The organism is Arthrobacter glacialis (genome assembly GCF_002909415.1).
GTDB lineage: Bacteria > Actinomycetota > Actinomycetes > Actinomycetales > Micrococcaceae > Specibacter > Specibacter glacialis.
In genome coordinates, this window is the sequence record NZ_PPXB01000001.1 from 416,188 (window position 1) to 429,881 (window position 13,694).

The following is a 13,694-nucleotide window of genomic DNA, read 5'->3' on the forward strand; positions in this document are numbered from 1 at the left end:
TTAGAGGGCTTGGCGGAGCCAGTGCTCCACGCCGCTGATGTGCACTGTCAGCAGGGACTTGGTCAGTTCGGCGTCGCCGCGCTCCAGGGCCTCGATGATGGCTGCGTGCTCCGAGAGCGTCCTGTCCACGGCCTTCTCCTGGGTGAGGCCGCGCCAGATGCGTGCGCGCACAGTGCTGCTGGAGAGCCCGTCCAGAACGCTGGACAAGTAGGAGTTGTTGGCCGCTGTGGCGATGAGTTCATGGAAGACTAGGTCGTGGTCAACCAAGGACTCAACACTGGTTTCATCGTTGATGTTCTCCATGGTGGCCCGCAGTGCAGCAATTTGCTCGGGCGTGATGCGACCGGCGGCTATGGCGGCAGCGGCGGGTTCCAAGATGCGGCGGACTTCAAAGATGTCCAGGATTGATTCGTCCTGGTGCAGGTCCACGATGAAGGTCATGGCCTCGGTGAGCAGCTTGGGTTCAAGGCTTGTCACATACGTTCCGTCGCCGCGGCGCACATCGAGGACCCGGATGATCTCCAGCGCCTTGACGGCTTCACGCAGGGAGCTGCGGGAAAGTCCCAGCTTCTCGCTGAGTTCCTTTTCCGGCGGCAATCGATCCCCGGCGCAGAGCTCCCCGGAGATGATCATTTCCTTGATTCTGGTGATTGCTTCGTCAGTTACGGCCATGGAACCAGTCTAATGGTCTGATGTTTATTTTTGCGGGCCAACGCGCAGTTGGCGGCACGGCAAGTCCATACAAAAATGCACCCCCAACAAATTTGAGGGTGCATTTTCACTGCGGAGACGGGGAGATTTGAACTCCCGGTGGAGTTGTGCCCCACACTTCATTAGCAGTGAAGCCCATTCGGCCGCTCTGGCACGTCTCCAGCACTGGCTAAGGTAGAAGCCCCTAACCAGCATCCCAAACTTTACCCATGAGAGGGCCCTCAATGCAAAACGAGGGGAGGGGTGGCGCCTTTACCGACGCAATTACTGCAGATAATTACAATCCGCCGGTGAGTGCCCGCCACAAAAATTCGTGCGACGCCGTGTGGAGTCGGGCTGCTTGCTCATTGTTGCCGGCCCCCGCGTGGCCGCCCTCCAATGCCTCATGGAACCACACGTCAATGCCCATGGCTTCCATCCGGGCAGCCATCTTGCGCGCCTGCACCGGTCCCACCCGGTCATCGGAGGTCGCCGTCCAAATGAACGTTGCCGGATACTGAACGTCGGACCGCAGCAGGTGGTAAGGCGAGAACGTCTTGATGAACTCCCATTGCTCGGGCACGTCGGGGTCGCCGTATTCAGCCATCCAGGAGGCACCTGCTGAGAGCTTCGTGTAGCGGCGCATGTCCAGCAGCGGGACGCCGCAAGACACGGCGCCAAAGAGCGTGGGGTAGTGCGTGAGCATGTTGCCCACCAGCAGCCCGCCGTTGCTGCCGCCCGCGCAACCCAGGTGCGCTGGTGATGCCACGCCGCGGGCCGACAGGTCACGGGCCACAGCGGCAAAGTCGTCGTAGGCGCGGTGACGGTTTTCCTGCAGTGCGGCCGTGTGCCAGCTGGGCCCGTACTCACCGCCGCCACGGATGTTCGCCACCACGTACACGCCGCCGCGATCCAGCCACGTCCGGCCCACGGTGCCGCTGTAGGCGGGGGTGCGGGACACCTCAAAGCCGCCGTACCCGCTCAGCAAGGTGGGGTTCGCGCCGTCGAGCCGCAGATCCTTGGGCCCCACCTGAAAGTACGGTACGCGGGTGCCGTCGGCCGAGACCGCAAAGTGTTGTTCCACGCTGTATTTTTCGGCCGTGAAGAACGACGGTGCCTCCCGCACTAGCGTTGCCGGCGCCACCGGGGTGCCGGTGGCGTGGGTGCCAAGACCTGCGGGCAGGGTTCCGCGGTACACGGTGGAGGGGGTGAGGAAGCCCGTGGCAATGAGCCAGTAGTCGTTGCCGGCCGTGGCGTCCTCGGAATCCACGGCGTAAGCATCCACGGAATGCAGAGGTGGGCAGGCGTCAAGTTCCTGGACAGCCCAATCCGCGGCAGGGTTCAGCACCAGGATCTTGGAGGACACATCCGCCAGCAGGTTCAGCAGGAGGTAGTCCTGGGTCCAGCTCCATGACTGCAGCGACTGGGCCGACGTGGGGGCAAAGACGGTGCGCAAGTCCCGGCTGCCAGCCAGGAAAGCAGCCAACTCAATGGCCAGCAGGGTCCCGGCGGCATGGACAGCGCCGTCAAGAGCCCAATCGTTGCGCGGGCGCAACAGGAGCCACTGGTGGTGCAGTGAAACGTTCATGCTGTCCGGGACGTCGATGTGCACCCAGTCGTCACCCACGCGCAGGTAGCTGCGCGAGTTGAAGAAATCCAGCACATCGTAGGCAACGTCCCGTTCAAATCCGGGTGTGCTGCTGTGGGAAACGCCGCCGCTGAGGTGGTCCACGGGAACCGCGAACAGCGGCTCCTTGACGGTCAAATCCGCCAGGGACTCGCCGCGGCGCAGTACACGTGTGGCGGCCGGGTAGGAGGAGGTAGTCATGGATCCTTCGCCAGTGTCAGTTCCCACGTACAGGGTGTCGGCATCACGCCAGCTCAGGCGGGTCTTCGCGGCGGGAAGGTCAAAGCCGCCCTCCACAAAACTGCGGGTGGGCAGGTCAAACTCCCTGTACGCCACCGCGTCGCCGCCGTCGGGGGACAGTGCCACCATGGCGCGCCGGTACTCCTGTCCGGGTGCCGGGCGCAGCAGCGAGGCCCCCGCCCACAACCATTGGGCATCCTCCGCCTCGCACAGGGCGTCAACGTCCAGCAGGATCTGCCAGTCAGGGGATTCGCCCAGGTAGCTCTCCCAGCTGGTGCGCCGCCAAAGCCCGCGCGGGTTGGTCTCATCGCGCCAGAAGTTGTAATACCAGTCGCCGCGTTTGGACACCATGGGGATCCTGTCCTTGGAGTCCAACACCTCCAACACGGATGCTTCAAGAGCCGCATAGCCCGGAGTCAGCAGTGCGGAGTCGGTGCGTGCATTGCGCTCGCGGACCCAGGCCATGGCGGCTTCGCCGTGAATGTCCTCCAACCAGAGGTTCTCATCGGCGGGCTCGGGGGCAATGTTCAAAGGTGTTGGTGCTTGCGTCATAGCCCCATCCTAGGCACCCACGCGGGCGCCCGTTCACGGTTCCGCCAGCGGCGTTGGGACGCATCAGTTAAGCTCAAGGGGTGAAATCTTTGGGCGCGCAGACTGTGGTTATTGTGGGGGCGGGGCCCCGCGGGACTTCCGTCATGGAACGCCTGCTGGCCCAGTATGTGAACAAGCAGTCAGCGCACGAGCTGCACATCCACCTGGTGGATCCCTTTCCGCCGGGTGCCGGGCATGTGTGGCGCACCGGGCAATCACGGCTGTACCTGATGAACACCCAGAGCTTTTTCCCCACCTTGATCCCGGACCAGGGTGTGTCTGCCCTGCCGCTGGCCGGTTCCAGCTTCAACGAGTGGCGTGCTGCCCAGAGGGAACAGCCCGCGGACATGCTCACTGCCGAAGACAAGGCCGAACTTGCCGCGCTCGCAGCCACCGGATTCCCCAGCCGGGCCCTCTACGGCCGCTACTTGAGCTGGTCCTTTGAGCGGCTCGTGGCTCAACTGCCCCATAACGTCACACTCACAGTCCACGCCACTGAGGCGAAGCGGGTGGCGAGGGACCACGAAAACGGTGGGTTCGACGTCGCACTTCTGGACGGGGAGAAACTGCACGCCCATCAGGTGGTGCTGGCTGTGGGCCATGTGGAATCGAAACTGAACCCCGCCCAGCGTGCCCTGCGTGACGACGCCCGCGCCAACGGACTGACGTACCTGCCGCCAGCCGTGCCCAATGACGTGAATTGGGCGCAGCTTCCCGCGGGTGCCACTGTCCTGGTGCGCGGCATGGGGCTGAACTTCTTTGACGTTCTGGGCCAGCTCACCGAGGGGCGCGGCGGCACTTTTGAACCCACGGGACAGCCAGCCGGCGAGGCGCTGCGATACGTGGCCTCGGGGCAGGAACCCGTCATTGTGGGGGCCTCCCGGCGCGGCACCCCGTACCGGGCCAAGGCGGAGCTTCAGAGCTACTATCCGCACAGTGTCACCTTGCGTTTTCTGGGTGAGGACGCGGTTGCCGCCATCAAAGCCATGGGCGCCACGGCCGGGTTTGACCACGATATTTGGCCGCTGCTGCACCGCGACACCCTCTGGGCGTACTACACCACGCTGGCGCGGACCCGTCCTGAGACTGTCTCGGCGCAGTTGCTGCCGGAGCTGGATGCACTGCTGCATGCCGGGCTCGACGGCGGCGACCCTGGGTGGGCGCTGCGGCTCAAGGACCTGCTGGTGCAGCACGTCCACGTTGACCACATCCTTGATTTGCGGGGCCTTGCCCGGCCGTTGACCAAGCACCCGCTGCGCCCCGGCACAACCCACAGATTCTCCTCACATGCACAGATGGACGCGGCCGTGCTGGCGTACCTGAGCGCCGATGCTGCCGGTTCGGCCCGCGGCGAGGATGACCCCGTCAAGATGGCCATTGGTGCGCTCAATGCCGGGCGGGCCATCATCAAGTCGCTCGTGGCGGACAAGGGAATCACTCAGGTTTCCTGGCTCGGGGAGCTGCGCGGCTGGTTCGAGGGCTTCGTGGAGGGGCTGGCCAGCGGGCCTCCTGCAGTGCGCATGGAGCAGCTGGCGGCACTGGTGCGGGCCGGTGTGGTCCATTTTGCCGGCCCCGACCCGGTCTTTAGAATCGAGCACGGGCTGTTTAGCGTCAATTCGCCCTGGGTCGCCGACCATCCGTGGGAAGCCAGCTATTTGGTGGAGGCGCTGGCCCCGGCGAACCAAATCGTGAACAGCGACTCACTGTTGCTGACAAACTTGCTCGCCGACGGTTTGGCACGTCCCCGCGTCATGCTCCCGTCCGACGGCGAACCCGTTGTGACCAGCGGCCTGGACGTCTCGGCGCCGCCGTACAGGCCCCTGGACGGCACGGGCGTCCCCGTTGACGGATTGTATGTCCTGGGACTGCAGTTGTCCTCGGTGCAATGGGGCACTGCCATCGCCGCCGAGGCTTCGGCGAAGTACCGCAGCGGCTACCGCACCGTCCTGGACGCCGACGCGATCGCCGCAGACATTCTGGCCTGATCGATCTTCCCTGACACGACCGCGCCCGTCCCCGCTTTTCGCGCCCGTAGGAACGGGTGCGAAAAGCGGGGACGGGCGCGGTGATGCATCGGGTGGGCCCACGCTGGCAGGGTGCCAGTGGGGATCAGTGCTTGGCGGCCGCCTTGCGCCGTGACGCCAGGGCAACTGCGGCACCAGCACCGAGCAGGACCAGTGCGCCCAAGCCCAGCGGAAGTGCTGCGGTTCCCGTGGCAGCAAGGTCACTTGAGCTTGAGCCCGAGCCCGAGCCCGAGCCGTTGCCCGCACCCGCACCGGCCGTCGCAGAAGGTGACGTTCCCGGCGTCGTGCTGGTGGAGGGCGCCGGAACGCCCGTATCCGCAGTGACCGGGATGGTGATCGGCAGGCGGGCGTAGCTTCCACCATCAGTGGTGATGACAAAGCGGCCGGCGTTGAGCTTTTCCGGGACCGTAAAGCTCAGTGTTGCCACACCACCGGTGACCGGTGAGGTGCCCAGCTCGGACGGCAGGACCGCGCCGGCCAGGATGGCGAAACCGGTTCCGCCGCCACTGCCCGAAGGCTCGTAGCGGAGTGTGACCTGGGTGGACTTGGTGACTCCCAGCGAGGTCAGGTCCAGCTTGTTCAGGCCGAGGCTGACTTTTTGGACTTCCGTGACAGTGGCCGGTGCGTTGACAACGTCCACGCCGCGGCGGGAGAAGTCTGGCGCAATCGGCGTTGTGGCCGACTTTTCACCCAGGTACTTGATCCAGGCGTCCCGGTCAATCAAACCGGAATCCTTGGTGTTGCTGCCTTCCGTGAAGACGCGGAAGTTGTCGCCGCCTGTTGCCAGGAAGCTGAACGTACCCACGCGGTAGGACCGTGCGGGATCCAGCGGTGCACCGTTGATGACCACGGAGGTGATGTGGTCGCCCAGCTTGCGGGTGGAATCGTAGGTGTAGTCCACATTGGAGGACAGGCCAAGGTTCAGGAACGGGCGGCTGGGGATGCTGCCATCCGCGTTGGTCTGCCACTGCTGCTCCAGCATGGTCTTCACCTGGGCTCCGGTGAGGGAGGTGGTCCACAGGTTGTTCACGAACGGCAACACGGCGTTGGCGTTCGCATAGCTGACCACGCCGTCCTCGAAGCCCGCATTCTTGTACAGCAGGTCCGCACGGAGTCCGCCGGGATTGACGACGCCGATCTCGGCTCCGCCGGTCTGCTCACCCTTGAGGGCGTCCAAGAGCGAGTTGCCCACCAGGTTGCCCAAGGCGGACTCACTGGCGCGGTCATCGCGTGTGTACTTGCCCGTTGCGGCGTCGAAGGTCTGTGCCGTGGTGATGTCGGCTGAGATCTTGCCGACGGGAACACTGCCGGCAATCTTGGCATCGGCCAGGGCCTTGTCAGTGATGGTCTTGACTGCTTCAACACGGGGGAATTCGGCTACCAGTGCGGCGTCGTCGGCCTTGGTGCGGGGTTCGTTCTTCAGGGTGTAGGAGACAACATTGTTGTCCGCGTCGACCGTCAAGACGATTTGGCCGATGAACTCGCCGTAGCTTCCGGTCTGGAGCACGGGGCGAGTCTTCAATGCCGCATCAGCAGCAGCGCCCGGGATCGCAGCGTCCCACGCGTACTGCTTGTGCGTGTGGCCCGTGAAGATGGCGTTGACCGATGCGCTGGTCTTGGTCACAATCTCCTTGAACATGCCCTCGGTGGCGATTTCTTCCGCCAAGGTTGCCTTCTCGGGCGTTCCGGCACCGGCACCGTCGTGGTATTCGGCCACGATGACATCGGCGAGCTTGCCGTCGGTGATCTTCTTGGCCACGCGGTTCACGGCTTCAACAGGGTCACCGAAGTCCAGCATGGAGATGCCGGACGGGGTGACCAGCGTGGGGGTTTCCTGCGTGATGGCGCCAATGATGGCAACCTTCACCCCATTGACGCTCACGATCTTGTATTCATCGAGCGCAGGCGTGGTGGTGCCCTTCGCGTACACGTTGGCGCCGAGGTAGTCCCAGTCGGACGCAGCGGTGACGCGCCCGTCCAGGTCTGCATAGCCTTTGTCGAACTCGTGATTTCCGACGGCGGATGCCTGCAGCTTCAGTGCGTTGAGGACGTCAATGGTGGGCTTGTCGTTCTGGGAGGCCGAGGCGAACAAGCTGGCACCAATGTTGTCGCCGGCGGAAAGGAAAGCCGTGTTGGCGTCACCGGCGGCTGCGCGGAGCTGCTCAACCGTGCCGGCAAACTTCACTGTGTTGGCGTCGATGCGGCCGTGGAAGTCATTGATGTTCAGGAGGTTGATGTCCTTGGTTGCCGCCGGAACGTCACCCAGGTTCAGGCCCACCACCACGGGGTCATGGTCGGAGGCAGAGTATTGTCCAGCCGTGTAGAAATCGGTGGCGTTGTACTTGTAGCGGCTGTAGCCCATGGCAATTGATTCGGCGGAGTTGATGTTCCAGATGTCCGCGCCGGTGATCAGCGCTTCTGCGGCAGGCGAGGCAAGGACATGGTCCAGCGAGCCGACCATGCCACCGAAGCTGTAGGAGTGTTTTCCGGTCTTGGGATCCTGGTCCACGTAGCCAGCAGCCGTCATGACATTGATGGGGTCTTCAAAACTGTAAGCGTTGAAGTCACCCATCAGCAGCACCTTGTCGGTGTTCTGGTCCTGCTGCAGCTTGGTGGAGAAGGCAACAAGTGCCTGGGCCTGGGCTGTGCGGGCAAGGTTTGAATTGCCCTGGCCCTGATCGGTGTCATTGCCAATGGCTGAGCCCTTGGACTTGAAGTGGTTGACGATCAGCAGCACCTTGGCTGAATCCTCGGCACCCACGGGCTTGAAAGACTGGGCCAGCGGCTGCCGGGCAATGCCTGTGAACGCCTTGTCGTCCAGAATGACGGAATCGCCTACGGGCTCGGCAACGTTCTTCTTGAAGATGTATGCCGTGCGGATGACGTCTTCAATCGCTTCGGCGGGTCGCGTTGCGGGGGAGCGGACGTAGTCCCAGACCCCCGGCGTTGCAGCATTGAGAGCGCCAACCAGGGTAGCTAGGGCGCTGTCGCGGTCTTTGCCGAACTTGGCTGAGTTCTCTACTTCTTCCAGCGAGAGCACGTCAGCGCCGGAAGCATTGATGCCGGCCACGATCTTGTCCTGCTGGCGCTGGAGGTTCGCCGCATCAGCAGCGCCGCGCTGGTCGCAGCCGCCCCTGACGCTGATCTTGTTGCCGTTGTAGTCCGTGTAGAACTGGCATGAGGGGTTCTTGTCGCCAGTCTCCGTGAAGTAGTTTTGCACGTTGAAGGAGGCAACCTTGAGGTTTCCGCCAACGGGCTTCGGTGCGTCGGCGCGGGTGTTCCCGAAAGCGATGGGTTGCACGGTGCCGGCATTCGCAGGCGTGAGTGCTTCCAGGGGCTGGAACTTGTAGGCGTTGTTGCGGTTGTCGAAGATGACCGGGGCCATGAATTCTGAGGTGGAGCCGATGCGCATCGGCGTTGCCTGACTCAACCAGGGAAGCGGCACCAAGGAACCGGCGGTGCTGAGGAAATTGGTGCTGGCGCCGTCGTCGAGCTTGATGGCACGGGCAGTGTTCTCGGCAACTGCGGCGGTGTACGCGGCTGAACCGTAGGGTGCCACCGCCGTGGGCTGAACCAGCGGTGTGGTTCCGGTGGCCAAGCCAACCTCACCGTAGTTGTTCAGTGAATAGTTGTCCGTGATGGTGAAGTCACCCTGGGGCGCAACGAGCATGCCCTCAAGGGTTTCACGCTGCGCGACGGACCCAGGCACGGTGATGACAGCCGCCTTGACTTCCGTGGCAGGTTCGGAGAGCTGGGTCATTCCGCCAGCGGCAACATCAATCTCTGTAGTGGTTGCGGTGTCTGAAGCGCCGCCGAATTCCTTGACCAGACCAGTGACCTGGACGTAGTCACCAATCTTGACTGTGGCCACCGTGGCGGGGGAGTACACAAACACACCATCGGAAGCCTTATGCGTGGCGAGGTCAAGGTCGCCGCCGGTGCCCGGAGTCTGAATGAAGTAACCGTTGAAGCCGCCGCTGGGGTAGGCCGCAGTAACTTTGCCCTTGGTGGTGACACTGGTGCCCACCAAGGGGCTCGCTGCGCCGTTGCCCTGAATCTCGGCGATGGTCTTGGACCCGGAATCAACCGGTGGAGCGGGTGGTTCGGCGCCGCCACCGGTGCCAACCGGCGAGGGAGCCGCCGTGGTGAAGTCTGCCGCGTTGCTGTTCGTATCGGCAAAGCCCGTGCGGTTCAGTGAGGAGGAAGCGTTCGCAGCCGAGGACGCCGCGGTTTCAAAGCTGTTGGAGGTGCCGTAACCGAGCAGGTCCACCACATCGGCGGTTCCCACCAATGATCCGGTGGGGAGATCGGCCGGAAGTCGTGACGCTTGGCTGGAGAGGATGAGCGTGCCGCCGCCACCGGCAAAAGCAAAACCGCTCGAATCCGCGTCGCTGGTAGGCAGTTCACTGCCCACAACCCCATTGGAGTTGCCCTTGATCAGGTAATAGTCGTTGGCCTTGATGGTGCCGGTCAGGGCTGTCAGCCCGGTGGGTGCCGCCTGGCCGGTGGTGGAGCGGTACTGCAGCGACCAGCCGTTGAGGCTGATGTCGGCACCTGTGGGGTTGTACAGTTCCACGAACTTGTTCTTGTAGGTGGCGTTGGCGCTGCCACCGTTGAGGTACGCCTCGTTAATGACCACGTGCGGTGCGGCCAAGGCGCCTGGCAGGGCGACAGCGGGGGCGAGCGCGCCGCTTGGGGCGAGTGCCGCCGTCGCACTTTCAGTGGGTGTGGAAGCGGCAGCCCCGGTGGATTCGGTGTTTGCCGTGTCGTCTGTGGCCAGGGCGGGTGAAACCGCCAGCGGGGCCACCGCCAGGCCAAGGGCCAGTACGGCGCCCAACCCAGCCTTGATGAAGGTGTTGCTCGTCATGTCTCCAACTCTCAAAAGTGTGGCGTTCCCCAACGCCGTGAGTGATGATGATCCGCAGTTTTCAAGGGTGGAGGACGGCACAAGGCGGCCCTCAACCTGCCGCGCGGGAATGTGTTTGAGCCAAACACGTGAATGTGAATCAACCATGAACGGACGGCCGCGGTCAATGAAATACCAGGGGTTTTGTTGAAAACCAGTCAAAAGGTTAGGGCGGCCCGACGGCGGCCGGGGGTGCGCCGGGGCAAAAGAAAAGGGAAGCAGCCTCGTGATGAGACTGCTTCCCTTCATACGCGCGGAAGGTGCGAGATTCGAACTCGCGGTACGGGGTTACCGCACACTGGTTTTCAAGACCAGCTCCATCGGCCGCTCGGACAACCTTCCTTACCCTAGTAGTGTTTCATAAGCAGGGCTGTGCCACCAAAATGAGCGGCGGCACAACGAGGATTCACGGGTACTTGAAGGCGATGGAGAAGGTCATGAAGGCGATTATTACAACGGGTGCCGGCGGGCCGGAAGTTTTGGCTCTCACGGAGGCGCCAGCTCCGGTGCCGGGTCCGGGCGAGGTGCTCATTGACGTGGTTGCTGCGGGAATCAACCGTGCTGACGTGCAGCAGCGGCGTGGCTTCTATCCGCCGCCGCCGGGCGCATCGCAGATTTTGGGCCTTGAAGTGTCCGGCCGGATAGCCGCCTTTGGCCCGAATGTGACCAAGCCTTTCAGCCTGGGCGACAAGGTTGTGGCGTTGCTCACAGGTGGCGGTTACGCCGCCCAGGTGGCCGTCCCGGCTGGCCAAGTGCTGCCCCTGCCCGAGGGAATCGACGTTGTCACGGCCGCCGCCCTGCCCGAGGTTGCCGCCACCGTGCATTCAAACCTGTTCATGACGGCGCAGTTGCAGGCCGGGGAAACAGTCTTGATTCATGGCGGTGCCGGCGGTATTGGCGCCATGGCCATTCAGCTGGCGAAGGCTGCCGGTGCCCGCGTCATCGCCACGGCCGGCAGTGACGAGAAGGCCGCCATGCTCACCGGCTACCTCGGCGCGGACCTGGCCATCAACTACCGCACCCAGGACTTTGTGGAACGGGTCCGCGAATTCACCGGCGGGCTCGGCGCAAACGTGATCCTCGACGTCGTCGGGGCCAAGTATTTGGCGCGCAATGTTGAATCACTGGCCACCTATGGCCGCCTGGTGGTCATCGGCCTGCAGGGAGGTGCGACGGCGGAACTCAACTTGGGCGCGCTGCTCACCAAGCGCGCGGCCATCATCGGCACCACGCTGCGGGCCCGCCCGGTAGATGAGAAGACGGCCATCATGGAGGGCGTGCGCGATAGCGTCTGGCCGCTGGTGGCCAGCGGAGCCGTCAAGCCCATGGTGGACAAGACGTTCCCGCTGACCCAGGTTGCCGCGGCACACGAGTACTTTGATTCGGGTGCCCATGTGGGCAAGGTGCTGCTGACGCTGTAGCGCTTAGCCGCCTGCATTCGAAAAATGCGCCCCGTTCCGCTTCCGGCGCCCCGTTCCGCTTCCGGCGCCCCGTTGACCGGGCGCGAAAAGCGGAACGGGGCGCTTTTATTCGATGGTCGTTTGGCGCTGCGCCACTGCGCGCCGGCTTTTCCTATTTGCCGTGGTTGCGCTGACGCGGGGCCCTGATCTTCGGCGTGCGTCCGTCGATCTGCGCAAGCAACCGCTGCTTTTGGGGACTGTCGGGGCGCGCCCGGATGACAGTGATCTCTCGCTGCGAGTATGGCGCGGTTCGCTCCGGGTGAGCCGATGCCCGCCACTCGCGGTACCAGCGTGGTCCGAGGAAGGGCGGCCACCAGAAGGAGGAGCAAGCGACTCCCAAGAGGGGTGGCATCATTAGGCACGCAATGAAAGGGCCCCTCGCAAGATTCTCGTAGTCGGAGTACTTCAGCAGGGATTCCAGCAGTATGACAAGCAAAAAGACCCCGCCTGAGGCCATCTTGAAGGGCCAATTGGCCAGATGCCTGGGGTAACTGTAGAAGACCCAACCGCGGCGTTTTCCGTTCAGTCCACACCAGGTGGCCATGAAGGATGCGGCGGCGAGCGCCGCTGAAAATATGACCAAAAAAATGTGGCCCTCGGTCATGTCGGAAAATTCGGGGAGCACGGTGCCTTTCGTCCTTTCGGGTGACTAAAAGGTAGCAAGCAAGCCGCAGAGATGTCATTTTGGCGAAAGTCCCAGTCAGCGCTTGCGTTGACCATACTCAGTAGCTACATTAGGCATACGCGGTATGTATACCGTTGTCGTGAGGGTTCGTTGGGGGCTCTCGCGCCGAACAAGGGGGCTGCAGATGTCCATTAAGCATTCATTACTAGCGTTATTGGCGGAAAGTCCGCGCTATGGTTACCAGCTGCGCGGCGAGTTCGAGGAGCGGACAGGTTCCACGTGGCCGCTGAACATTGGGCAGGTGTACACCACCCTTGACCGTCTGGAGCGGGATGCCCTGGTGGAAAAGGAAGGCGACGACGGCGAAGGTCACGTCATCTACAGCATCACCGACGCCGGGCGCACCGAGGTGATGGGTTGGTTTGCCCAGCCCGTTGCCGCAACAAACCCGCCGCGCAATGAGCTGGCCATCAAGCTGGCGCTGGCCCTGACGCTCGCCGACGTGAACGTTTCCGCCGTCGTTCAGGCACAGCGCACAGCCTCCATGAAACTGTTGCAGGACTACACCCGCCAACGCCGAGCCGCGGCCACCCATGCTGGCACACAACTCTCCGGCGAGCCCGGCACGGGCAACGCCAACGACGCAGCCTGGCTGCTGGTGTTGGATTCGCTCATTTTCACCACGGAAGCCGAGGTCCGCTGGCTGGACCACTGCGAAGGCTGGATGGCCAAACGCGCAGCATCGGCGGGCACAGCAGCCAAGCCGGCCCAGGCACGCGCCACTGCTGACACGGCGGTGGCCAAATGAGCAACGAAATTTTGCAGCTTGAAAGCGTCAGCCGGACCTATGGTGAAGGCGCCATGTCCGTGGCGGCTCTGCGCAGCGTGAGCCTGACCATCAACGCCGGCGAGTTCGTGGCGGTCATGGGGCCCTCGGGGTCCGGAAAGTCCTCGCTCCTGACGCTCGCCGGCGGCCTGGACAAGGCCACCAGTGGGGAAATTTTCGTGGAAGGAACCCCGTTGGGCGGGCTCAGCATCAACGAGCTGGCCAGGTTGCGCCGTCGTGCCGTGGGATACGTCTTTCAGGACTTCAACCTTGTCCCCACATTGACGGCCGCCGAAAATGTTGCCTTGCCCCGGGAACTTGATGGCATTCCTGCCCGCAAGGCCCGACGCCAGGCCAAGGATGCGCTGCGCCTGGTGGGCATTGAGGACTTGGCTGACAGGTTCATGGATCAAATGTCTGGGGGCCAGCAGCAGCGTGTGGCCATTGCCCGCGCCATTGTGGGCAACCGTCGTCTGATTCTTGCTGATGAGCCCACGGGCGCGCTGGATTCGGCCACGGGTGACGGCATCCTGGAAGTGTTGCGTAGCCGGGCTGAGGCCGGGGCCGCCGTCGTCATGGTCACGCATGAGGCCAGGCACGCCGGCTGGGCTGACAGGGTGGTGTTCCTCAAGGACGGCCGCATTGTTGACGAGGCCGCCTCGCAGCAGGACCCGTCAGTGCTGTTGGCTGGATGGGCGCACTGAG

Annotated in this window: 8 protein-coding genes and 2 tRNA genes; 4 read left to right on the forward strand and 6 right to left on the reverse strand. The window is 63.5% G+C overall.

The genetic code is table 11. The annotated features are described in order from the left end of the window. The 3 genes from CVS28_RS01855 to CVS28_RS01865 form a co-directional block, all read right to left on the reverse strand. A complete protein-coding gene (locus CVS28_RS01855) occupies positions 1–672 on the reverse strand; it encodes a FadR/GntR family transcriptional regulator (RefSeq protein ID WP_103464062.1) in 672 nt (223 codons plus the stop codon). A gap of 112 nt (positions 673–784) precedes the next feature. Beyond that, positions 785–872: transfer RNA gene (locus tag CVS28_RS01860), tRNA-Ser, on the reverse strand. A gap of 116 nt (positions 873–988) precedes the next feature. Continuing rightward, positions 989–3,109: a prolyl oligopeptidase family serine peptidase gene (locus tag CVS28_RS01865; protein WP_103480436.1), complete on the reverse strand. Its 2,121-nt coding sequence runs from the start codon at positions 3,107–3,109 to the stop codon at positions 989–991. A gap of 80 nt (positions 3,110–3,189) precedes the next feature. Here CVS28_RS01865 and CVS28_RS01870 point away from each other — a divergent pair, with 80 nt between their 5' ends. Continuing rightward, entirely contained in the window at positions 3,190–5,133 is a 1,944-nt protein-coding gene (locus CVS28_RS01870; RefSeq protein WP_279325052.1) for an FAD/NAD(P)-binding protein, read from the forward strand. Between the two features lie 124 nt (positions 5,134–5,257). On the opposite strand, the gene CVS28_RS01875 is transcribed toward CVS28_RS01870, so the two are convergent. Together CVS28_RS01875 and CVS28_RS01880 are read right to left on the reverse strand one after the other, a co-directional pair. Further along, complete coding sequence (locus CVS28_RS01875; RefSeq protein ID WP_103480483.1) at positions 5,258–10,039, reverse strand: ExeM/NucH family extracellular endonuclease; 4,782 nt, start codon at positions 10,037–10,039, stop codon at positions 5,258–5,260. A 293-nt stretch (positions 10,040–10,332) separates the two neighbouring features. Next, a tRNA-Ser gene (locus CVS28_RS01880) sits at positions 10,333–10,420 on the reverse strand. Between the two features lie 95 nt (positions 10,421–10,515). Here CVS28_RS01880 and CVS28_RS01885 point away from each other — a divergent pair. Next, positions 10,516–11,499 (forward strand): NAD(P)H-quinone oxidoreductase, encoded by a 984-nt coding sequence (locus CVS28_RS01885; protein WP_103464132.1) that lies wholly within the window; start codon positions 10,516–10,518, stop codon positions 11,497–11,499. A 151-nt stretch (positions 11,500–11,650) separates the two neighbouring features. Here the strand turns inward: CVS28_RS01885 and CVS28_RS01890 are convergent, their stop codons facing one another. Continuing rightward, a complete protein-coding gene (locus tag CVS28_RS01890; protein ID WP_103480437.1) occupies positions 11,651–12,163 on the reverse strand; it encodes a hypothetical protein in 513 nt (170 codons plus the stop codon). A gap of 184 nt (positions 12,164–12,347) precedes the next feature. On the opposite strand from CVS28_RS01890, the gene CVS28_RS01895 reads away from it, so the two are divergent. Both CVS28_RS01895 and CVS28_RS01900 read left to right on the forward strand, forming a co-directional pair. Beyond that, positions 12,348–12,971, forward strand: a complete 624-nt coding sequence (locus CVS28_RS01895) for a PadR family transcriptional regulator (RefSeq protein ID WP_103480438.1) — start codon at positions 12,348–12,350, stop codon at positions 12,969–12,971. Next, positions 12,968–13,693 carry an ABC transporter ATP-binding protein gene (locus CVS28_RS01900; protein WP_103480439.1) on the forward strand — a complete coding sequence of 242 codons (726 nt, stop codon included), beginning with the start codon at positions 12,968–12,970 and terminating at the stop codon, positions 13,691–13,693. The genes CVS28_RS01895 and CVS28_RS01900 overlap by 4 nt, the downstream gene beginning before the upstream one ends. Position 13,694: the final 1 nt, after the last annotated feature.